Origin of the sequence: Methanobrevibacter sp. DSM 116169 (assembly GCF_046197865.1) — an archaeon.
In the GTDB taxonomy this organism is placed as follows: Archaea; Methanobacteriota; Methanobacteria; order Methanobacteriales; family Methanobacteriaceae; genus JAHKLT01.
The window spans coordinates 1,652,589-1,674,748 of the sequence record NZ_CP166990.1; the positions used below are offsets into that span (position 1 = coordinate 1,652,589).

The 22,160-nt window shown below is 24.2% G+C and carries 28 protein-coding genes; 12 read left to right on the forward strand and 16 right to left on the reverse strand.

Annotated features, from left to right (window positions below; genetic code table 11):
• Window positions 1-20 precede the first annotated feature (20 nt).
• The 5 genes from glmU to ACA134_RS08010 are packed head-to-tail and all read left to right on the forward strand — an operon-like array spanning window position 21 to window position 4,747.
• A complete protein-coding gene (gene glmU, locus ACA134_RS07990) occupies window positions 21-1,322 on the forward strand; it encodes a bifunctional sugar-1-phosphate nucleotidylyltransferase/acetyltransferase (protein ID WP_409201093.1) in 1,302 nt (433 codons plus the stop codon).
• A complete protein-coding gene (locus ACA134_RS07995) occupies window positions 1,312-1,788 on the forward strand; it encodes a gamma carbonic anhydrase family protein (RefSeq protein ID WP_409199888.1) in 477 nt (158 codons plus the stop codon). Before glmU ends, ACA134_RS07995 begins: the two co-directional genes overlap by 11 nt.
• An 8-nt stretch (window positions 1,789-1,796) precedes the next feature.
• On the forward strand, window positions 1,797-2,903 hold the full coding sequence (hisC, locus tag ACA134_RS08000) for a histidinol-phosphate transaminase (RefSeq protein WP_409199889.1): 1,107 nt from the start codon (window positions 1,797-1,799) through the stop codon (window positions 2,901-2,903).
• A complete protein-coding gene (locus ACA134_RS08005) occupies window positions 2,897-3,604 on the forward strand; it encodes an anaerobic ribonucleoside-triphosphate reductase activating protein (protein ID WP_409199890.1) in 708 nt (235 codons plus the stop codon). The genes hisC and ACA134_RS08005 overlap by 7 nt, the downstream gene beginning before the upstream one ends.
• A 6-nt stretch (window positions 3,605-3,610) precedes the next feature.
• Window positions 3,611-4,747: a tetratricopeptide repeat protein gene (locus tag ACA134_RS08010; RefSeq protein WP_409199891.1), complete on the forward strand. Its 1,137-nt coding sequence runs from the start codon at window positions 3,611-3,613 to the stop codon at window positions 4,745-4,747.
• 163 nt (window positions 4,748-4,910) lie between these two features.
• On the opposite strand, the gene glmM is transcribed toward ACA134_RS08010, so the two are convergent.
• From glmM to ACA134_RS08060, 10 genes are all read right to left on the reverse strand, one after another.
• Window positions 4,911-6,275 (reverse strand): phosphoglucosamine mutase, encoded by a 1,365-nt coding sequence (gene glmM / locus ACA134_RS08015; protein WP_409199892.1) that lies wholly within the window; start codon window positions 6,273-6,275, stop codon window positions 4,911-4,913.
• A gap of 153 nt (window positions 6,276-6,428) precedes the next feature.
• Window positions 6,429-6,848 (reverse strand): SIS domain-containing protein, encoded by a 420-nt coding sequence (locus tag ACA134_RS08020; RefSeq protein WP_409201094.1) that lies wholly within the window; start codon window positions 6,846-6,848, stop codon window positions 6,429-6,431.
• Complete coding sequence (locus ACA134_RS08025; protein ID WP_409199893.1) at window positions 6,839-6,979, reverse strand: hypothetical protein; 141 nt, start codon at window positions 6,977-6,979, stop codon at window positions 6,839-6,841. The genes ACA134_RS08020 and ACA134_RS08025 overlap by 10 nt, the downstream gene beginning before the upstream one ends.
• A gap of 15 nt (window positions 6,980-6,994) precedes the next feature.
• A complete protein-coding gene (locus tag ACA134_RS08030; protein ID WP_409201095.1) occupies window positions 6,995-7,483 on the reverse strand; it encodes a hypothetical protein in 489 nt (162 codons plus the stop codon).
• Between the two features lie 21 nt (window positions 7,484-7,504).
• Entirely contained in the window at window positions 7,505-8,110 is a 606-nt protein-coding gene (locus ACA134_RS08035) for a hypothetical protein (RefSeq protein WP_409199894.1), read from the reverse strand.
• A gap of 2 nt (window positions 8,111-8,112) precedes the next feature.
• On the reverse strand, window positions 8,113-8,301 hold the full coding sequence (locus ACA134_RS08040) for a hypothetical protein (protein WP_409199895.1): 189 nt from the start codon (window positions 8,299-8,301) through the stop codon (window positions 8,113-8,115).
• A 103-nt stretch (window positions 8,302-8,404) separates the two neighbouring features.
• On the reverse strand, window positions 8,405-8,863 hold the full coding sequence (locus ACA134_RS08045) for a hypothetical protein (RefSeq protein WP_409199896.1): 459 nt from the start codon (window positions 8,861-8,863) through the stop codon (window positions 8,405-8,407).
• A gap of 82 nt (window positions 8,864-8,945) precedes the next feature.
• The gene (locus ACA134_RS08050) at window positions 8,946-9,338 is read right to left on the reverse strand and encodes a hypothetical protein (RefSeq protein ID WP_409199897.1); all 393 of its coding nucleotides are present in this window, start codon (window positions 9,336-9,338) and stop codon (window positions 8,946-8,948) included.
• 268 nt (window positions 9,339-9,606) lie between these two features.
• Window positions 9,607-10,116, reverse strand: a complete 510-nt coding sequence (locus ACA134_RS08055; RefSeq protein WP_409199898.1) for a hypothetical protein — start codon at window positions 10,114-10,116, stop codon at window positions 9,607-9,609.
• An 81-nt stretch (window positions 10,117-10,197) separates the two neighbouring features.
• A complete protein-coding gene (locus ACA134_RS08060; RefSeq protein WP_409199899.1) occupies window positions 10,198-10,836 on the reverse strand; it encodes a hypothetical protein in 639 nt (212 codons plus the stop codon).
• A gap of 608 nt (window positions 10,837-11,444) precedes the next feature.
• On the opposite strand from ACA134_RS08060, the gene ACA134_RS08065 reads away from it, so the two are divergent.
• On the forward strand, window positions 11,445-12,926 hold the full coding sequence (locus ACA134_RS08065; protein ID WP_409199900.1) for a hypothetical protein: 1,482 nt from the start codon (window positions 11,445-11,447) through the stop codon (window positions 12,924-12,926).
• Between the two features lie 228 nt (window positions 12,927-13,154).
• Here the strand turns inward: ACA134_RS08065 and ACA134_RS08070 are convergent, their stop codons facing one another.
• Both ACA134_RS08070 and ACA134_RS08075 read right to left on the reverse strand, forming a co-directional pair.
• Complete coding sequence (locus ACA134_RS08070) at window positions 13,155-13,763, reverse strand: hypothetical protein (RefSeq protein WP_409199901.1); 609 nt, start codon at window positions 13,761-13,763, stop codon at window positions 13,155-13,157.
• A gap of 407 nt (window positions 13,764-14,170) precedes the next feature.
• Window positions 14,171-14,365 carry a hypothetical protein gene (locus ACA134_RS08075; RefSeq protein WP_409199902.1) on the reverse strand — a complete coding sequence of 65 codons (195 nt, stop codon included), beginning with the start codon at window positions 14,363-14,365 and terminating at the stop codon, window positions 14,171-14,173.
• Window positions 14,366-14,751: 386 nt separating this feature from the next.
• On the opposite strand from ACA134_RS08075, the gene ACA134_RS08080 reads away from it, so the two are divergent.
• The 3 genes from ACA134_RS08080 to ACA134_RS08090 all read left to right on the forward strand — a co-directional run bounded on the left by ACA134_RS08080 (window position 14,752) and on the right by ACA134_RS08090 (window position 15,939).
• Window positions 14,752-15,096, forward strand: coding sequence for a hypothetical protein (locus ACA134_RS08080; RefSeq protein ID WP_409199903.1), 345 nt, complete (start codon window positions 14,752-14,754; stop codon window positions 15,094-15,096).
• Between the two features lie 16 nt (window positions 15,097-15,112).
• The gene (locus tag ACA134_RS08085) at window positions 15,113-15,415 is read left to right on the forward strand and encodes a hypothetical protein (RefSeq protein WP_409199904.1); all 303 of its coding nucleotides are present in this window, start codon (window positions 15,113-15,115) and stop codon (window positions 15,413-15,415) included.
• 248 nt (window positions 15,416-15,663) lie between these two features.
• Window positions 15,664-15,939, forward strand: a complete 276-nt coding sequence (locus tag ACA134_RS08090) for a hypothetical protein (protein WP_409199905.1) — start codon at window positions 15,664-15,666, stop codon at window positions 15,937-15,939.
• Between the two features lie 76 nt (window positions 15,940-16,015).
• Here the strand turns inward: ACA134_RS08090 and ACA134_RS08095 are convergent, their stop codons facing one another.
• From ACA134_RS08095 to ACA134_RS08110, 4 genes are all read right to left on the reverse strand, one after another.
• Window positions 16,016-16,174, reverse strand: coding sequence for a hypothetical protein (locus ACA134_RS08095; protein ID WP_409199906.1), 159 nt, complete (start codon window positions 16,172-16,174; stop codon window positions 16,016-16,018).
• Window positions 16,175-16,284: 110 nt separating this feature from the next.
• The gene (locus ACA134_RS08100) at window positions 16,285-17,034 is read right to left on the reverse strand and encodes a metallophosphoesterase (protein ID WP_409201096.1); all 750 of its coding nucleotides are present in this window, start codon (window positions 17,032-17,034) and stop codon (window positions 16,285-16,287) included.
• A gap of 80 nt (window positions 17,035-17,114) precedes the next feature.
• Window positions 17,115-18,266 carry a serine/threonine-protein kinase gene (locus tag ACA134_RS08105; protein ID WP_409199907.1) on the reverse strand — a complete coding sequence of 384 codons (1,152 nt, stop codon included), beginning with the start codon at window positions 18,264-18,266 and terminating at the stop codon, window positions 17,115-17,117.
• An 18-nt stretch (window positions 18,267-18,284) separates the two neighbouring features.
• A complete protein-coding gene (locus ACA134_RS08110) occupies window positions 18,285-19,286 on the reverse strand; it encodes an FHA domain-containing protein (protein ID WP_409199908.1) in 1,002 nt (333 codons plus the stop codon).
• 319 nt (window positions 19,287-19,605) lie between these two features.
• On the opposite strand from ACA134_RS08110, the gene ACA134_RS08115 reads away from it, so the two are divergent.
• Genes ACA134_RS08115 through ACA134_RS08125 form a run of 3 tightly spaced genes read left to right on the forward strand, consistent with a single transcriptional unit; the run spans window position 19,606 to window position 22,146 of the window.
• Complete coding sequence (locus ACA134_RS08115; protein WP_409199909.1) at window positions 19,606-20,397, forward strand: FHA domain-containing protein; 792 nt, start codon at window positions 19,606-19,608, stop codon at window positions 20,395-20,397.
• A gap of 16 nt (window positions 20,398-20,413) precedes the next feature.
• The gene (locus ACA134_RS08120) at window positions 20,414-20,854 is read left to right on the forward strand and encodes a hypothetical protein (protein WP_409199910.1); all 441 of its coding nucleotides are present in this window, start codon (window positions 20,414-20,416) and stop codon (window positions 20,852-20,854) included.
• Window positions 20,855-20,859: 5 nt separating this feature from the next.
• Window positions 20,860-22,146 carry a hypothetical protein gene (locus ACA134_RS08125; protein WP_409199911.1) on the forward strand — a complete coding sequence of 429 codons (1,287 nt, stop codon included), beginning with the start codon at window positions 20,860-20,862 and terminating at the stop codon, window positions 22,144-22,146.
• The last annotated feature ends 14 nt before the right edge of the window (window positions 22,147-22,160 follow it).

Genomic DNA, 22,160 nt, shown 5'->3' on the forward strand with positions numbered 1-22,160 from the left:
TCTTAATTTTTATTGGAGGGATAATCGTGAGAGCTATAATATTAAGTGCTGGTGAAGGGTCACGAATGAGACCATTAACTCTTACAAAACCTAAAACAATGTTACCTGTAGCAGGAAAACCTATTATACAATATAACATTGAATCTTTAAGAAATTCAGGTGTAACTGATATTCTTTTAATTGTTAGATACAAAGAAGACATGGTAAAAAACTATTTTAAAGATGGAAAAGACTTTGGAGTAAATATTACTTATAAAACTCAAAAAGATTTTTTAGGAACTGCTAATGCAATTGGTTATGGGGATGATTTTATTGATGATAGCTTAATTGTATTAAATGGAGATATTATATTAGATCCTCAAGTAATAGAAGAAATTATCGAAGTATATAATTCTAAAAATCCTGATACATTAATGGTTTTAAAAGAAGTTGAAGATCCATCATCCTTTGGAGTTGTTGAAATAGAAGATGGTTTTATTAAAACTATTGTTGAAAAACCTAAAAAAGATGAAGCTCCTAGTAATTTAATTAATACTGGAATTTATATTTTTAATGATGATATTTTTAATAAAATAGAAAAAACACAAATATCTCCAAGAGGAGAATATGAAATTACAGATTCTTTATCTTTACAAATTGAAGATGAAAAAATAGTTATTGGTCATATTACTGATACTGAATGGACTGATGTTGGAAAACCTTGGGAATTAATTGAAGTTAACGAAGAACAAATTTCTAAACTTAAAACACAAATAAAAGGAACTGTAGAAAAAGGTGCTACAATTCACGGTGAAATATTTTTAGATGAAAACAGTATTATACGTTCAGGAGTCTATATTGAAGGTAATGTTTATATTGGTAAAAACTGTGATATAGGTCCTAATTCATATATAAGAGGAAATAGCTATTTTGGAGACAATGTCAAAGTAGGTAATGCTGTTGAAGTTAAAAATTCAATTGTAATGGAAAATACTAATGTAAATCACTTAAGTTATGTTGGAGATTCCATTATAGGATCAAATTGTAATATTGGAGCAGGAACTAATATAGCTAATTTAAGATTTGATAATGCTACAATAAAAACATTAATAAAAAATAAAAAAATTGATAGTGGAAGGCGAAAGCTTGGAGCTATTATTGGGGATTCAGTTAAAACAGGCATAAATTCCAGTTTTTCACCAGGTGTGAAAATTGGATCTAATGCAACTATAGGGTCTGGGGTATTATTATATGATGATATAGAATCTGATACAAGGGTTTTAGTAAAGCAAAATCATATAATTCAAGATAAAAAATCAAAGGAGAAAAAAAATGAAAAATAATGATAATATTACAATTTTTGAAGGTGCTCAGATAATAGGTGATGTAGAATTTGGTGAGAATGTCTCAGTATGGCCAGGTGCTGTTATTCGTGGTGATATGAGTCCTATTAAAATAGGTAATTTTTCTAATGTTCAAGATAACTGTGTAGTTCATGGAGCATATGAACATGCAGTAACAATCGGAGAAGGTGTTTCTATTGGCCATGGTGCTGTTATTCATGGATGTACTATTGAAGATAATGTTTTAGTTGGAATGAATGCTACAGTATTAAATGGTGCAAAAATTGGTAAAAATTCAATTATAGGTGCTGGAGCTGTTGTTAGTGAAGGAAAAGAATTTCCAGAAGGAAGTTTAATATTAGGTGTTCCTGCAAAAGTTGTTAAAGAAGCTAGCACAGAACAAATCCAAAACATTACCAAAAATGCTCAAGAATATGTTGAATTATCAAAAAATTATAAGTTTTAGGTTTAAAAATGCAAATTAAAAAGGTAGTATCTGAATTAGATCCTTATGTTCCAGGTAGATCTCAAGATGAAATAGTTCAAAAATATAATCTTAAAAAAGAAGATATTATTAAAATGGGATCAAATGAAAATCCTTGGGGATCATCTTTAAAAGCTATTGAAGAAGTTAAAGAAAATGCAGATAAGATTTTTAGATATCCTGAATCTGATTTAAATGCTTTAAAAGAAGAAATAGCTAAATACTCTAATGTTGAAACTAATCAAGTAGTTATTGGAGGAGATGGTGCAGATGAAATCATAGATGTTTTAGCTAAAACATTTATAGATAAAGGAGATGAATTTATCACTCCACTACCAACTTATACTTATTATGAGTTCTTATTTAAACCATATGGAGCTATTCCAGTTTATGCTAAATGGGATTTAAAAAACAATGTTCTAGATCTTGAATCTGTTTTAGAAGCTATTACTGATAAAACAAAAATGATCTTTTTATGTACTCCAAATAATCCTACAGGTGCATTAATATCTAAAGAAGATATATCAAAAATTGCTGATGCAACAGATGCAATAATTATTGTAGATGAAGCTTATTTTGAATATTCTGAAATTAATAATGTAGATTTAATTGATAAATATCCTAATATTTTTATTATGAGAACAATGTCAAAAGTATTAGGTCTTGCTGGAATGCGTATTGGTTATGGTTTGTCAAATCCTGAAATTATAGAATATATGCACAGAGTAAAACCAGTATTTTCTTTAACACGATTATCATATGTCGCTGCATTAAACACTTTAAAAGATCCAAAATTTATTGAAGAGTCTACAAAAAAAGGTATTGAAAGTAGAGAATATTTATATAAAGAATTATCAAAAATTGATAATTTTAATGTTTTTAAATCAAAATCTAATTATATTTTAGTTGGAATTAAAGATACCGGACTCACAGCTAAAGAGTTAACTACTTTACTTCTTAAGCGAGGAGTTATTATTCGTGATTGTACTTCTTTTAAAGGTTTAGATGAATATTGGATTAGAATTAGTATTGGAACTTTAGAAGAAGATAAAAAATTTATTGAAATTTTAAAAGAGGTTTTAAAAGGCTCATGTTAATTGGAGGCACAATAATATCTTCTATTGAACTTCATGGACAGATGTCACTTGTGATATTTTTTGCAAAATGTCCTTTAAGATGTCCTTATTGTCATAATAAAGATATTCTAGAAGATGGGGAAGAAATGTCATTTAATGATATTAAAAAAATTATTGATGATTCATCTGATTTTATTGATGCTGTTGTAATAACAGGCGGCGAACCTTTAATGCAATTAGACGATGTTACAGATGTATTAAAATATATTAAATCTCTAAATTTGAAAACTAAAATTGATACAAGTGGAGTTTATCCTAAAAGAATTGAAAAACTTTTAAAAATGAATTTACTTGATTATATATCACTTGATATTAAAGCTCCTTTTAATAAATATGAAAAAGTTATTGGATCTTCTGTAGGAGAACAAGTTAAAAAGTCTATGGAAATTATAAATAGCTATAATACTGTTAAATTAGAACTTAGAACCACTTATGTTCCAAATTTATTAAATGAAGAAGATATTAAAACTATATCTCAAAGTGTAAAAGGAGATATCTACACATTACAACAATTTAGAAGTAAAAGTGTATTAGATGAATCTTTTGAAGAAGTTGAATCTCCCAATCCTAATGAGCTAAAAAAAATAGCTTCATCACTTGATTTTAAAGGAACTATTAAAGTCAAAAGTTCTGAATTTGGTGAAGAAACTGTAAAGGAGTAATTTAAAATGCCTATTTTATCTTTTGGAAGTCAAAACATAAACATCATTACTGGTAAAAAAACAATGACCATAAGAAAGATATGGAAAAATCCTTTAAAAGTAGGAGATAGGCTTTATTGTTATTGGAACCTTGTATCTAAAGAAAAAAAGAAAATTTTTGAAGCTATTATTACAGATATCGAATTAATTAAATATAAAGATTTAAAAAATAATGATAAACTAGCTAAAAAAGAAGGATATAAAGATTCTAAAGAAATGGTCAAAGAATTCAAGAAAATGTATCTTGAAAAGCTTAATGATGATGATGTTTTCCAAATTATTTATTTTGAAAAATTAGATGTTGAAGATTGGAAAGGAAAAAAGATTGATCAAAAAGCAATGATCACTCAAAGAGCAGATATCTTATTTGATAGTGGAAAATATGATAAATCAGAAGTTTGCTATAGTGCAGCTTTAAAATTTGATCCTGATGATATATACTTATTAAATAAAAAAGGAGATAATTTATCTCGTTTAGGTAAGTTTAAAGAAGCAGTTCAATGTTATGATAAGGCATTGGACATAGAATCAGATAATGAATATATTTTAAATAATAAAGCTATTGCTCTTTTAAATTCTGGTAATGTAGAAGAAGCTTTAAAAGTAAGTGATGAAGCTATAAAAGTAAACAATAAAAACCCAGTTATCCTATATTGGAGAGGTTTCATCTTAGAAGTTCTTAAAAAATATGAAGAAGCTTTAAAAATATATGATGAACTTTTAGAAATAGATAATAATAATCCTGAAGTTTGGAATGCACGTGGAAACATATTAAATGATATGAATGAACCAGAACGTGCATTAGAATCATATGATAAAGCTTTGGAATTGTGTTTAGATGATACAGAAATTGATGCATCAGCTCAAAATAGAAAAGGAAATGCATTAATTGATTTAGGTAGATATGAAGAAGCTCTTAAAAGTTTTGATAAAGCTATTGCTTTAGATAAAGGAAATATTGATTTTTTATTAAATAAAGGTGTGGTTTTAATGGAACTTGAAAAATTTGAAGATGCCCTAGATTGCTTTACACGAGTTTTAACTATTAAACCAGATGATCAAGATGCTTCATTTTTTAAAGATGAATGTTTAGAATACCTATAATCTATAAACTAAAAAGTTTATCTAATATATATCTTAGTTAAAATACACTTATACACTATAAATATGCGAGGTGTAATAATGGATATGGGAACCATGCTAATTTTGGGATTTATACTTTTTTTAATATCCCCAATTCTTAGTGCAATCTTTAAAAGATAAAAAATTATTTTTTATATTTTTTAACTAATGAAATACCCCAATTAGTCATTTCATCTGCTTTTTCTTGTGTATCAGATTCAGCAAAACATCTAAAAATTGGTTCTGTACCAGATGGTCTAATAATTACCCAACCATCTTCTTTTAATATTTTAACACCATCAGTTGTATCAAGTTCGAGTTCTGTGTTTTCTACAATTTCTTTAATGATTTTATCCATGACTTCTGTTTTTTGATCATCTGCACATTCTATTTTCATTTTATTAGAATAATAAACAGGTAGCTCTTCAATTAATTCAGATAATGGTTTATCTTCTTTAACTAAAATTTCTAATAATTTAGCTACTGTCATAGCTGCATCTCTACCATAAACAAATTCTGGGAAAATAAGACCCCCGTTTTCTTCACCACCGAAAACTCCATTTTCTTCTTTGAGTTTTCGTGCAACAAGTAAATCTCCAACAGCTGTAGCTATTACTTCTCCATTATACTTATCTGCAATATCATAAATAGCTTGTGAGGTTGCAACTGTTGTAACAACTGTTCCACCATTGTTTTCTTTTAACATCTGTTTTTCAACTAGTGCAAATGTTTTATCACCTAATACGAAATTACCTTTCTCATCAATACAAATTGTTCTATCTGCATCACCGTCGTGTGCAAGACCAATATCTGCACCTAAATCTTTAACTGTATTAATTAAATATTGAAGGTTTTCTTCAATTGGTTCTGGTTCACGTCCTGGGAAGAATCCATCTTCTTGACAATTTAATGTTGTAAGTTGACAGTTTAATTTTCTAAGTAAAATTGGTGCAGTAACACATCCAGCTCCAGATCCACAATCTAAAACTACCTTTAAATTAGCATTTTGAATAGCTTTAACATCAACATCTTCTAAAACTTTATCGATATATTCATCAATGATTTGATTATTATGATAGACCTCACCGATTTCATTCCAATTAACTCTTTTTGGATTGGTGTCGAAATAAATTTTCTCAATTTCAACTTCCATTTCATCAGGAATTCCAATACCAAACTCATCAACAAATTTTAAACCATTAAATTTAGGAGGATTATGAGAAGCTGTTACAATAATTCCACCATCATAATAATTTCTAACTGCATATTGAACTGCAGGAGTAGGTAATATTCCAAGATCTATAACATCACAACCAGCTGAGAGTAAACCAGCTGTAATTGCATTCATAAGCATTGGTGTTGTTGTTCTTGTATCTCCACCAATAGCTACCTTACCTTGAACTAAAGTTCCATATGCTGCTGCAAGTTTTGATGCAAATTCTGGAGTTAAAACATCGTTTGCTGTTCTTCTTACACCAAATGTACCAAATAATCGTTTTTCTAAAGTCATTTATTATCACTAAAAATTTTAATTAGAATTATTTATGTAATGATAATTTAATAAAGCTATTGATAAATTTATTTTAGATATTCTATAATCAAAACATGAATAAATAATATTTAAAAATATCTCATAAAATTGTTTATAGAATAAAAAAAAGCATTAAACTATTTTATAATCAGCAAAACTAAAAGATTCATGTCTATTTTTTAAATATTCTTCTGTTTTATTAAGTTTTTCCATCAATTCAGCTATTAAATCATCTAAAAAAATTAAAGAATGTATTTCAAAAATTGTTCCAAGAGGAGTTAAATTAGAATCATGTTTTTTACTAATTATTACTATATTATCAGATTTTTTAGCTAAAGTAGATTTAATAGAAGAGGCAATAGCTAATGATTTAATATTTTTTTCTTTAATTTCCCCAAAAATTAAATTTATAAAATCATTTTCACCAGAACTTGAAACAAATATTAAACAACTATTAGTAGTTAATTGAGGAGAGATTGTCTCTCCAATAAAATATACATTTAATCCTAATTGCATTAATCTCATAGCAAATGCTTTAGCTATCAGCCAGATCTTCCAACCCCAAAAACAAAGACTTCTTCAGATTCTAAAATAGTATCAACAAACTTCTCAACTTCTACATCTTCAATAGCTATGCTTTTACCACTATCTAAAATATAATTTAATGCATCTTTTATTACCATATTCCCACCAAACTACTAATTAAATTTTAGTTCGTTTTTAATAAAATCTTTTACTGCATTTTCAACTTCAACTGATGTATCTTTATAAATCCTATAGTCTCCTCCATGAGGATTAGCTATATTGTTAGTTGATAACATCATATATTTTTCATCGTATTGAGGAAAATATTTCAATAAATAGTTTAAATGAAAATCTTCTAAACATACCACATATTCCACTTCTTTTAATAAATCACTAGTAATTTCTTGACTTTTATGAGAAGTTAAATCAATATTATTTTCGTTCATTACTTTAATAGCTATACTATTAGATTTATTTCCACTAGTTTTCAAAATTCCTGCAGAAATAGCTGTATATTCATTATTATCTTTTGTAATTTCATTGAAAAAATATTCTGCCATGGGACTGCGACATGTATTTCCAGTACAAATAAATAAAACTTTTTTTGAAATTTTTACCCCTCCTAAATTTAAAAAAAAGAAAATTAAAAAATTTAAATTAATTTATAATATTAAAATATTTCTTTAATAATATAATGGTTCTGGATAATAACCTCTATATTGATCAATATTTTTTAAACTTCCTAATTCCTTCTCAAGATCTGGATTTTTCTTAAGTATATCATTAATTTTATCTATTTCTAAAGTTATATCTGTTTCAGCTTTAAGAATTGATGCATCTATTTCACTACTTTCTTTTTCAAGAGTACTATAACCAACAGATCCATCTAAATATTGTTTAAAAATCCCAGCAGCTTTTAAATCATCTTCTGCAATTTTCTTATATAAACTATTTATTTTTAATAAAGATTCAACATATTCTTTTTTTGTTTCATTATCAGTAGATTCTAATGCTGCTTCTAAATACTCCTTTTCTTTTAAAGTTTCATTTGACATGTCTTTGAAAAGTTTTTCACTTTTAGTTAAAGTACTTTGATCAATAGCTGTATCTAAACTAGCATATGCTTCATTTTGTAAGACAGTCATAGATTCTGAATGAGAAGCTGCTTTTTTAATATTTGAATAATATTCTTCTGTATCTTCACCCATCATACTTATTGAAATAGCTGCTACTGCAACAACAGCAATAATAGCTACAACAACTCCAATTATTATATATTTTTTATCCATAATTAATCTCCTTTTTCTTTATTATACTTAACCATTGAATATAAATCTCCAATTAAGAATATAAATCCTACGACTATCAATAATTCACTGCTATTAGTGCCTCTTAAAACAAATGATCCACTTATACCCCCAATTATTAGCAATAGGCTAATTATAATTCCAACAATATGTTGAATATCTTTTCCATCCATTGTTTCACCATTTATAAAATCATTTAAATAATTCTTTTTTTAATTCATCTGAGTCAAATAAATAATATTACCTCTATATCATCATTATTAAGATAATTTAATATCACCAATCTTCTATTCCATCTGGAATAAATGGATATTTATCCATTCCCCATGAATGAAGTTTTGCTTTAAATTCAGGATTTTCATCCAATAATTTTTGAATTTTCTCAGTAATAATTTCCATTTCTTTCATTGGCTCTTGCACTAATGGATCGGTGGAAGTTATATTACCCTCCATTATTAACAGCACATAATATGAATATTCAACTTGCAAATTTAGCCATTTAGTCATTAACTCGGCATATTCTTTTTCAGTTTGATTATCTGTTGAATTTTGAGCTTTTTCCATGAAAATAATTGTATCACTACTATTAGTATCATTACCATAATAATTATTATAGGCATTTAATATTTCTGTTTTATATTCATCATTTTCAGATACTATTAAAGTAGCTACTCCAACAGCAACAATAGCGATAATTAAAATAATAGTTCCTACAATTACATATTTTTTATCCATTAAAATCACCTCATTTTAATAAAATAACATTGAGATAAAAATATTAATTTTATCCTCAAATTTTTAAAGCCATTATTTCACCTTATTTAAAAAATTCTTCTTTTAATTCATCTGAATCAATTATTCCTGATTCAATATAAAGATTAAACATCTTACCATTTTTATCATTAACACTTAATTTGGATCCTTCTGGAATAAAATCTATTTCTGGAGGACTCATTAAATCCCCAGTATAAATAATAACATATTTTCCATCTTTTGTTAAAATTGCATAGTTATCTTTTTTATCTTTAATTTCATATCCTTCAGGAACTTTAAAAGATTCTCCTGAAACAATAAATGATTCAGAAGAACTAGATATAGCAATAGTAGTTAAATTTATAGAATTGTCATCTCCTGATACTAAAAATATTCCCCCTGAAATAGATATAACTGCTATTGCAGCTATTAAAATCACCAATATTCTATTTTTCATATTATCTCCTATTTAAAAAATTTAGTTGTTTATGGATTAAAAATCCATGATTGTAAATTTATTTTTAAAATATAAATATTCCTTCAATATTTTAGTTTATGGAAGGGTTTTATTTAGTAAAAATGATTATATTTTAATAAACGAATTGATTATTTATTATTAAGATATTTTACTTAATATAATCATTAAAGCATTTTATTTAAGGATTTAAAAAAAAAAAAAATATTTGTAAAAAAAATAAAAAGAAATTTATATGTTATAAATCTCTTTAAATGCCTAAAATTTCTTTTATTATTTCTTCATGATTAGGAATATCATCATCTATTGAAATAGTGAATATTTCTCCTTGGTAATCAAAAACATATTCAGAATAATTTGTAGCACCTTCTGGTCTACCTCCCTCATATGAACCTAAATCAATAGCATCTATACTTATACTCCACATAGAACTTTTATAAAAAGTCATATTTTCAATTTCAACTACAGAATAATAAGTAGTACTATTTTTAGTATATTCTTCTGCAGAATTTGCATCAGTAAAATCTGATCGAACACTAATTTCACTACCATTTTTTACAAAAAATATTGAATCGGTATCATTATTATCTCTTAAAGTAAAACCATTTGGTGTATTAAATTTAACTCCACCAATAGTATTAGAAACATCAGAAGCATTTTCAAGTGTAGTTTCTCCATCACTGCCACTAAATGCAATAAAAATACCTGCTACTAATACTACTAACCCTATAACTATTGCAATAATATATTTTCTATCCATTTTTATCACTTTATCCCATTTTTAAAATTATTATATAATTAAAAATATTTAAATTCCTTAAACAAATTTATTGTAAGAATATTATTCTTGATAAAAACCATTTATATCTCGACCAAAATTACCTTCAGGAGTTTCTACTACAATATAATAAAAATTTTTACTAACTACTTTTCCCTCTAAAAAAGCAATAGCTGATTCTTTATTTGGTGCAGAATAAACTTCCCAAACATTTTCTCCAAAAGCATCATTTTTACTTTCTTTTTTTAAAAACTTAACATCTTTTTTATTTTTCTTAGAAGAAGATTTTGGTTTTATTGTTTTATCAGGTTCTAATGAATTCTTTATTTTCCCATTATGTTCTAAAAATGATTTTTCCACTTTAGAAAACATATCAAAATCCAATGATTTTCCACAAACAATTGCTTCCCATACACCATCTATTTCATAATATCCAAATTCCAAAACTTCACTGCAAATAATATCATTTGAGTCTTTTGCAAGATGAATAAAAGGTAAATCTAATAATGAATGTTTAGCATCAGATGAATTATCAAAATATCCAAGAACAAATGGATCTTTTTCTTTTACATGTATTCTTGCATTCCAATAAGCTATAGCTTTAGATTTATTATCTTGTCTTGTTCCTTTATTATCTTTTTCTAAATATTCTTTTTTAGAATTACTTTCATTGCTTTTAAATAATTTATCAAAAAATCCCATTTTACCCACTTCTCAATATAAATTCATAATTTTTAATTTATTTTTAAAATATAAATATTCCTTAAATGATTTAGTTTATGGAAATGTTTTACTTAATAAAAATACCAATATAGCTTAATTATTCTTATATTAAGATATATAATCATTAAAAAATCTTATTTGGTGAATTTTAAAAAGTATACAAAAAGTAAAATTTAAATATTAATTTGTGGTTTATTTTCATCAGAATAGCTTAACTATCCATCAAATTCTATAATTTCTTCTTTAGCTAATTCTTTAAAAACTTTTATTTATTTACAAAATTTAAATTTTTAAATTTTTTATTACTGATGAATAGAGCTATTATTTTTAAAAAATTAACGAGACAGTAATAAATAAAATAAAAGAAAAAATTAAAATTAAATATACTTCATTTTTAACTTTCATTAAATCACATAAATACTTAATTAAAGATAATATTAAATATTATTTAAATAAAAATCTTTAATTAAAAAAAAAAGTTTGTTAAATTAAATAGTTTAGTAAATATATTAAAAATTGAAGCCAATTATTAGATATAGAAACTATATTGTTTTATATTAAGAAATAAAGTTTTAGAGAGCAAAATGATGGCAAGTATAAAAAGAGCAAGTGATGAATTATTTGATAAATTTGCTAAATTATCATCTTCTGTGGATTTTAATAGTGAAATAATCTTTTTAATAGCTATTGATAGACAAAGATGTGAAACACGCCATGAAAATACATTATATACCTTTGATATATTAGATAAATATTATAATTTGAAAAAAATGTTTATTGAAGGAGAATCTGGTGAAATCACATTAAAAAAAGGAAGATATTTCAGAAAACCAAAAGATGATAAAATTAAATCATTTAAAGAAGAAGATTATTTTTTTCCTAAAAATTTACTAGCTAGTCCAAAAAAATTAAAAAAATATAAGTGGAGAGACGATTTTTTATTTGGAATTGAAGATGCATCAATAGCTATAAAATATAATGATGCCCTAAGTAAATTACTTAAAGAATATAGCGTGAATCACGTGCAAATTTTAAGATTCATTGAACTTAAAATTAATAAATTATTAGAAACACACTTTGAAGGTAATGCAAAAGAGTTTTTTAAAAATATTAAAGAATATGAACCTGGAGCAAACGAAAAATCACTTGAATTTTATAAGAATTTAATAGAAAATATTGAAAAATTTAATCTTAAAATAGATTATGAACAAATTGAAATCTTTTATAAAATGAAAAAAGTTCCAACTGATAGCATTAAATGGGAGACTCGTGATTTAGAATATCGAAAAGCTATTAGAGCATTTGAAAATCTTCTTGATTGGGAAGAATATGATGAATTTAAATATAGAACAAGCCAAAAACGAGATAATCATGAAATTTATTATTATTTAAAACAAATGCCTCAAAATCTTAAAAATAAATACATTACAAAAGATTTAAAAACTCATTTTAAATATTTTCTTTTATCTATGAAAGTTAATGAATTTATAAGAGAAAAACAAGAACGAAAAACAATTAGAGAATTAATGAAAGTTTATTGTGAAAATTATGAACAGGAAGAAATTTCAAGGCTCATAAAAGGTTTTATAATGCTTAAAACTTATTTTAATCTTTCATTATTAGCTGAAGATTGGTTAGAATTTAAAGATGAATTAGAGGAGTTTTTAAAAACATTGAATTATTACTATTATGAAGAATGGCCTGAACTAATAACAAATCTAGAAAAAGAAATGGAAACATTTTCTAATTATTATAATATAACAGATCAAAGAACAATAGGATTCTTTAATGAAATAGAAAAATACATTGAATTAAAAGGAAATAAAGAAAATCCACCTAAATTTAATTTAAGTTTTAACGAGCTATTAAAAAAAGATAAAGAAGTAGTTATAGCTATTGTAAATGAATATCATGTTGATAAAATGTTAAAGATTTTATATAAAAAAGGAATTTCCCATGGTGTGATAGTTAGTAATATTAATAATTCAGGTAAAAAAAACTTAATTGAGCCTAAATCGGAGTTATTAGAAGATATTGGTTTTAAATTATTTATAGAAAAATATATTTAACCTCAAAAATTTACTTTTAATATATATATATATATATATATATATATATTAAACTATTATAGGCTAATTATTTAAAATTATATTTATTTTTACATCACATTTTAATTATTAATATTGTTTTAAAGATAAATCAAATATAATTAAAAGCTTTAAAAAAAATTTTTATTTTTAAGCTAATATACCAATCAGTTTATAAAAAATATATAATGTGAAAAATAATATTTCACATTAATCAAGTTTCTGTTTTATTCCGACAAATAGTGCTCCAATTGAAATTATTATTAAAGCAATTATTGGGTTTCCAGTTTTTTCCATATTAGATTCTGCATTAGCAACGGTTTTATCTTCAGAAACATCGTATTCATAGTACTCATAATAATCATAAGGATCAAGAACTAAAATTCCCATGTTTGTTGTTGTTTCTTCCCACAAATCATCACCAACAAATACTAATTGAAACAAGTTATATCCCACTTCATCATAATCACTATAAAAAGCATCCCAAACATAACCATCATCATCAGTAAAATAAGTAAAAGCATATTCATAATTTATAAAAAGATCAACCTCATGATTAACTATAGGATTTCCAGCATCATCAGTATAACGAGCATAAAAACCTACTTCTTCACCTACAAAAGCAACAGAATTATAATCATACTCTACATTAGGTGTTGCTACTTCACCCCCAGCAGCTTGATAATTTTCATCTAATAATACTTCAACATTATCATCAATAAGCTGATTATCTTCAGTAATATCTTCAGCTGAAACAATACTCATTGCACAGAACATTATTAGTGAAAAAATTAGAATTTGTTTTATTTTAGTTTTCATATTTTCACCTCCTTTTAGTCGATTTATATAGCTAAAAAAATATTTTCTAACTATATTTAACGACATAGAAAAATTAATGTAAGAATTTCATATGCCGTTAGCTATATAATTATCTTTCTTTTTTAATAAATTCAATAAACATTTTAATTTAAGGGATTTTTTTAAAAAAGGATGTTTAATAATAATTTAGAAAATAAAATGTCCGTTAATAATCAAAAATATTTTAAAGAAAAAACTATGACTATTATTTAAAAATATTAATTATTAAAGAAATAATAAATAAAATAAAGGAAAAAATTAAAATTAAATACAATACATATTTGCTTTCATATAATTATTACTTATAAATTAGTGAGTTTTTCCCAATTCATCTAAATTCGCCCAATATTAGAAAAAATCTATAATAACTATTTACTATCAACATTAATTCCTGCTTCTTTTAATATAGGTTCCATAGCATTTAAAACTTCCACAACATTATATTTTTGAGCAAGATTTAAAGATTCCATAAATAAATCATTTGCAACATTTGGATCTGTTTGAATTAATATCATTGATTGATTAAACAATGCCATACATAAATAATTTTCTGCAAAATTCATTCAAATATTTTTCTATTATGTTAAACTAATTAATTTAACGGATTTATATGTATAATTAATGTAATAGACAATTAGTAATAAATTGTTTTTTTATTACATCAATAAAATGATATTTAATGAAGATTTTTGGAAAAATCAATCAAAAAATAAAGAGGTAATCATTATGATATTAATTGGAACTACGAATATGTTCATAAAATTTTTTTTGTTGGTTAGTTTTTTTGGTACTGTTCTAAATATATTTTATGGTGATTGGAGCGGTACTTCTGCTTGTTTACTATTTTTTATAATAATATTAGTAATAGCGATTTATCGAATGAAAACTGGGAGAATGTAATATATTTAACTATATTACGAATAATTTTGATTGTTAATGGAATGATAATATGGGATTTTTTAATAAATTATTTAGCTCGAAATCTGCTGTTGAAAAAGAAATGGAAAATGCAGATAAACAATTACGTAAAACTAAAAAAAGTATTGAAAAGGATAAAAAATTACTCGATACATTAAAACACAAAAAACATCCAGATGGTACATTGTACACTAAACAAGATTGTGTTGCATATGCTTTTTTATATACTGTAAAAAAGCAATATGATCATGATGGAGTTGAATTTGATATGAAAACGGGAGAATGGTTACTGGATGAATATTGTGGTGGTTCTGATACATATAATGATTTATTTTTGTTGAATTTTATGGTGGCTTGTTCAAATGAAAAGAAATAATCATGAGGTTATTTAAATGATTAAAGACTGGATTATTAATATAATCACCTTTTTGTTAGTATTAGTTGTTTGTTTTTATACGTGGAATGTTGCAGCTTATCTAATATTTTCTATTTGGGAACATGGGGGATTTTTTTCATTAATTATAACAATAATTATTTTAGGAACTGCCTTTATGAGTACTTTATTTTTTACATCAAAAATGGAGGATTTAATTAATTGTAATGAAAATATAATATTTGCACCTATTATTGCACCAGTTATTTGTGTGATTACTGCATTTATACCCTCATTACACTTTCTTTTTATTCTTTTTTAGATATTAAATAAAAATTTAAAAAAATAAAATAGCAGTCAGGTTTTTCTTAAATATAGTAATTTTTATATGAGATTTTGAAATATCTGACCAAATTTTACGATAGCAACTAATTAATTATTTATATTCAATGAATCTATAAGTTTAAAAAACAAAATTGATTAAAAGATTTATTTTTAATAAACAATTTATTTTAAGGAATTTATTAAATATACAAAATAAATTATGTTTAAATAATAGGAGGAATTAAATTGACAAATGAAAATAATGTATCGAAAATAATTATTTCAAGTATAATAGGCATTATAGTTTGGATAATTGGAATGTATGTAGTAATAATGAGTATGGGAAATCCTCAATTCGAATATATTGGTAGTGATAATTCTCTAATGATGATGATTGATAACTTTTGGTTGTATTTTGATAGCATTTTAGCTACAGGTGAAGGGGTTACTATTTTAGTAGTTGTAGCTATTATTCTTGCAGCTATTATTGGAGGAGTAATTTATTATATTTTAAAAAAATAAATGAAATTATATATTTTTAATAAGTTTTAGAATCATGCACTCTAAATTTAATAGAATTTTTTTCATCATAATTCTTTTAAATGAGTGTAATAACTTTTTTAAAAAGTTCCAATAGTTTATCAATTATTTCAAGAAATATATATTTATCTTCTTTAGTTATTTGATATATTTCAGAATCATTATAAGTATTTTCATAATCTAGAAAGTTAGGATTATTATATTTATCATCATACATTTCAAGTTCATCGAAAAATTCACTGATATATCCTTAATAAGATACTAGAACTTTCTTGATTTCATATTATCCCTTAGATTTATTATTATAATAAATTAATTTTCAATAACTTAAATATAATTTATACATTTAAAAAAATCATTTACTGAATCAAATTCTTTTTTTAAATCAATATCCAAATATGCTTTATATTTAGTATCAAAACTTGAAGAAACAATCAATTGATTCCCATTAAATTTAACTCCATCAACAGGAGTATGTCCAACTACCATATATTTACAATTAATAGTATTTAGAAAATTATTAATCTCTCTTTTATAAAACATTTCAGGACGAGCCCACAATAAATCATCAATTATTTTATTATTATAATTATTATTATTTAAAAAATATTCAAGTTCATTTAATGAATTTACATGAGATGTTGGGCCTGCATGAGAAATAAAAATACCATTATCTGTTTTTGCAGCTATTGGTAATAATTTAAAAAGTTCAACATATTTATTTAATAAATCTAAAGATCCATATTTTGATTTTATTAAATTTTTAAAAGATTTAGTTTGATTTATATCTTCTTTAAAAATATTTGTATCAGTAATATGACACCATTCATGATTACCTAAAAGAACATGAAAATTATTATAGTTATTTAATTTTTCAATAGCATCATTTAAAATTTCAATTGATTTATCTTCCACTTTATGTGCATGAATTAAATCTCCAACAAATAAAATATGATTATTTTCATTGTCACAATCCCATAAATCAATATACTTATTGTAATCTTTTAAATTCCCATGTAAATCTGTTACAACTAGTAAATTACCTTCTTTTTTGAAATTTATTAATTTATTTAAGATAAAACCTCCTTTAAAATATAATTACTAATATATTAAAAAGGATTATTATATTGCCTAAATAAAAAAATTTAAGAATAAAATTAAATGCCTTTTTTAATTAGTAAAAAAGCATTATAAGAATATAAAATTATTAATGAACTAATAAATAAAAATACATTTGTATATATGTTTGATTCAAAATTTAATAAACCAAATAATCCAATAAATATAAATAATGATAACATTGAAACAATTGACATCATATATGAATGTTTAGATATGTGTGCTGAAATTAAAGGAATTAAAAATATTAAAATAAAATAATTAGTAATATAAGCACCAAATAAACCAATTACTAATCCTAAAATTGCACAATAAACTGAAAATTTACCATCAGCTAACCAAACTTTCAATGATTGATTTTCCCAATTTTCAATATCTTTTAATAAAGATCCTGCATCACCATAACGTTTTTTAACATCTTTATTAATTGCTTTTAATACAATTTCATCAATTCCTTTATAACAATCAGGATTTATCTCACTAGGAGAAATTGGTTTTTCATTCCAAGGTTTTTTAGAAACTATATCTTCCACCCCTTCCACATCATATGGAAAGTTATTAGTTAATAATTTATAAAATAAAACACCTATTGCATAGACATCTCTTTTAGGAGAATTTAAATTATCATCTGGAGGAACATATCTTATAGTTCCTTGTATTCCATCATCATAATAGTAATTAGAACTAGCAGATCCAAAATCACTAATTTTTACACAAATTCTACCAAACTTATCTAATGTTAATAAAACATTTTCTAGTTTAATGTCTTTATGAATAATTATATCATCATGCTCATGACATTTTTTCATTCCACTACAAATCTGTTTAATGATATCTAAAACTTTATCTAAAGGTATGTGTTTATCTAATGAATAATAATTTTTTAATAAATTTGATAAATTACCTTTACCTCCATATTCCATTATAAAATAGTCATGAAAGCATTCCCCAATTTTATATGAACCAGTACAATGAATAGTTATAATATTTTCATGACTTATATTTCCTAATGTGTATATTTCATTAATAATTTCATCAGAAGGTTTATTTTTTCTAGGTTTTTTAATGATTTTTAATGCTTTATCCCCAAGAGGACCTTTAACATGGTATACTTCACCAAATGCTCCTTCACCAATAAAATCTATTATTCTATATCCCCCTAATTCATCATTGATATCTAATAAGTTCATTAAAAACCACCTGAAATTTTATTTTATAGTGAATATCATCTGTGCTCCCTTCTCACCAGAACCCAAACGTATTCCATCACCATTATTAATTTTTATTTCTTTATTTGATTCAATTTCTTCCATATTAACGCGAGTTTTAGAATTGGTTTCATTATCAATGATATAGTAATTGTTATTTTCAAATTTTAACCATGCATGAGGTTTACTTATTCTAGAAACTCCTTTTAAAAGAGCTGGAACTTCTATATTTTCATTATTAGTTTTAAAATTCTCATCTTTTCTACCAATTCTAATTTTTTCACCATTTTCCATATCAGATATATAATAATATTTTTCAATTTCTGTTCCATTTAATAATCTAATTTCTAAACCATTTTCTTCAAAATTAGGTTCTATAATTTTATTAAAATAATTACTTAAAGAGCTTAAATCGAAAAAAATACTTGTTAACTGGTCAAAAACTGTTTGATGAGCATTAACTTTTCTTAAACCTTTCACAGATCTTGTTACAAAATCTTCTTCAACTTCAAGAAATCCTTGATCTACTAATATTTTAAGATGATTTCTTAAATTTTGCTCTACTAAACCATAATTATAACGTTTAACAAGTTCATCAATTAAACATTTAGTATCAATAGTTTGTTTATATTCTTCTAAATTTTTTTTATAATTTGTAATCAAATCAGAAGATATAGAAATTGAAAATAATTCCTCAATATCCCTTATTATCTCAGTATTATATGGCATGTCAGGATTATTAGTTAACTGATTTATATATTTTAAATATTCAAAAAATTCTTCTTTATTTTCTTCAAATTTTTCTAAAGATTCATTATCTAAATTAGTTTTACAATTTTCAAAAAATCTTTTATTAATTCTAGCAAAATCTTTTTTTTCTTGATTTTCTAAATCATTTATAATAAAAAGTATCCTTAATCTAGTACTATTAGCTAATGCTTTTAATGTTTCTTCTAAATCATCAATTGAATCAGCATTATCAATTATAGTTATTTCAGACAATATAATTCCCCCAATATATTTAAATTTTAATATAAAACCAAATTTCTTATTAAAACGAAATGTATCCTCATTTATAAAAATTTTAGAATATTTATAATAATAATAGATATTCTAGTATTAACATTTATAATTTTTTATCATACTAACAACTTAAAAGTTTCATAAAATAAAAAAATTGAAGGAATATTTATATATTATACTATAAACGATTATTTAGCTTATAATCAATCATGGAAACGTACAAATTGTAATATTAAGCTATAATTTTAATCTTGAATTAGTGAAATTTAAGTAAAACACATTGATTGAGGAAGATTTCATGGATAAAAATACTTATATTGAAAAAACAAAACATTCGCATTCTGAAAAGTCCTATTTAACTTTAAAAATTGATTCAAATGCTTTAGAAGACATAACTTTAAAAATGAGTATTTTATCAAGTGATAATTGTATGAAAATATTAATGATTATAATTGATAAACCTTCTAAAAAAATTTATGATTCTACAGAAGTATGTAATAAATTAAAAGAAAATTATGGAGTTTCAATTTCAAAACAAGCTACAAGAAAACATTTAGAAAATTTAGTATTTTTAGACATAATTAAACGAACCGAAGCAGTAATTGAAAGAAAAAGAGGAAAAAGAACTGTAATTTCATATGAAGCTATCTCAGATAGTTTAAGTAAATTATCTTTAATTGTTAGTAGCTTAGATAAAAAACAAATAAACTTTGACCAATACATAGTAGGAAATAAAACTTGTTTAACTATTTTAAATGGAAAATATAAAAATAAATGCTTTAAATTAGATAAAGATGAACATATTATAGGTAGAATAGGAGATATGGATTTTGAATCCATGAAATATGAAAATGATATAATTTTACCCAATGATTATAAATCAGTTACAAGAATTAATAAACCTCATGGAATTTTTAATTTTGAAAATGGAATATGGTATTTTACTGATAAAGGTAGTACCAATCAAAGCTATATAAATATTCGAAAAATAAATGAAAATAATCCTATAAAACTTAAAAATAAAGATATTATCCAGTTAGGTTCTGGACCCCATTGTGTTTATATGTTATTTTCAACAAAATATAATTAAAATTACAGGTGTTTTTATGGAAAAATATAAACAAATTATAGCAGGCATATTAATAATAGCTGCAATTATATCAATTGGAGCATATGGATATGGGTTTTTAAACTCTGATTTGACCCAATCTACTAATGAAAATGTAAATACTAGTCAAGATATCAAAAATACTACAAATAACAGTACCAAAAATACTACAGATGAAAATGAAGATTATAAGATTGTAATTGATTATGATGGTCCTTTTACTGCAGGTTATGGTAGTGCAAATGCCCATGATGATGTTACAAGCTCTGGACACAGAGAATATGACTTAGGAAAAACCACTTATGTAGATGTTGGAGTTAAAAAATCAGATAGTAGTAATAATGAATTAAAAGTAACTATTTATAAAGGAAATACTATTGTTAAAGAAGATAGTACTAGTGAACCTAATGGTGAAATTGTCCTTCATTATGAAGAATAGATAAAATGAATAAAATTCCTAAAATTACAGTTCCCTTAAGTCCACTTGTTAGAAAAGGTGAAAATGAACCTATTAAAACAAAAAGACTAAAACATGAAGATGCTTTAGATCTTGAAAATCTTACTAAAGAATTAAAAAAAAGCACAATATACACTAAATGTATTGAAAATCATCCATGGTCTATAATACCTACTGTTAGCTCATATAGTCCTTATTTTCATGTAATGTTAATGGAAACTAGTAAAAATCGTTACTTGCCAAGTATTGAATATATTTCTAATAGTGAAGGAGAATCATTAAAAGAAATAATAGGCAAAACTATTGAATTTATAAGAGATAATTTTAGTAATCAGAGAATCTTTTTAGGATATAATTGGTCTCCAAGATCTTGGGGAACAATTGAACAAAAAGGAGGATTTCAAAGTATTCCAACAAAATGGCATTTAATGATATTTACTTTACCTTATTTTGATAATAGCTTCACATCAGATGAATATATCTCATTTATTGATGATCAAAACAATGAGAAAAATAAAGAATATTATGAAATTTTTAAAAAGTTTAATGGAGAAAATGACTTCTCAAAAGATCTTATAAATAATTTAAAAATAGGACTTGATGAAATTAAAAATAATAATGGTTTTAAAGGAAGATCATATGGGGAAAATGGAGCATATCTAATTGAATTTGATTTACAAATTGATGAGTTAATAAAAAAAGATGGTTTCTTTTCAAATTTTTTAAAACCAATAGCTAAATATTTAGATGATTATTTTACTAATTTAACTGATTTATTTATAGATGATAAAAAATTAAAAGATTTTTTTAATGAAAATCTAGAAAAAGATGAAAATCTTTATTCTGATTCTTGGTGTGAAATTATAGATAATGTTTTAAAAAAGACATCAAATAGAAAATTATCTAAAAAAGAATATGAATTTATTAAAAAGCTTCCTCCATTAAAAGATGATATCTCAATTACAAGATTACTTAAATCAAAAGGTTTTTCAAGTAAAGCTATTGATGAATTATTAAAACTAGTAAAAAGTAGATATGCCCTAGATTCATCATATACTTGGAAGAAAGGATTTGCATATGCACTAGTAATTGAAGAAAATAAAAATAAAACTATTTTAAAAATTGCTCCAGGAGCATATAATGGACCTGGAGGAATAGTTGAAACACAAAAGATACTTTTAAATCGAATAGAACATAGCTCAGATGATAATGAAAAATTAAAAAAGAAAAGTGAAAAATTATATGAATTAGGTGAAAAGTTAAAAAAAATATGAAATTAAAGAATAAA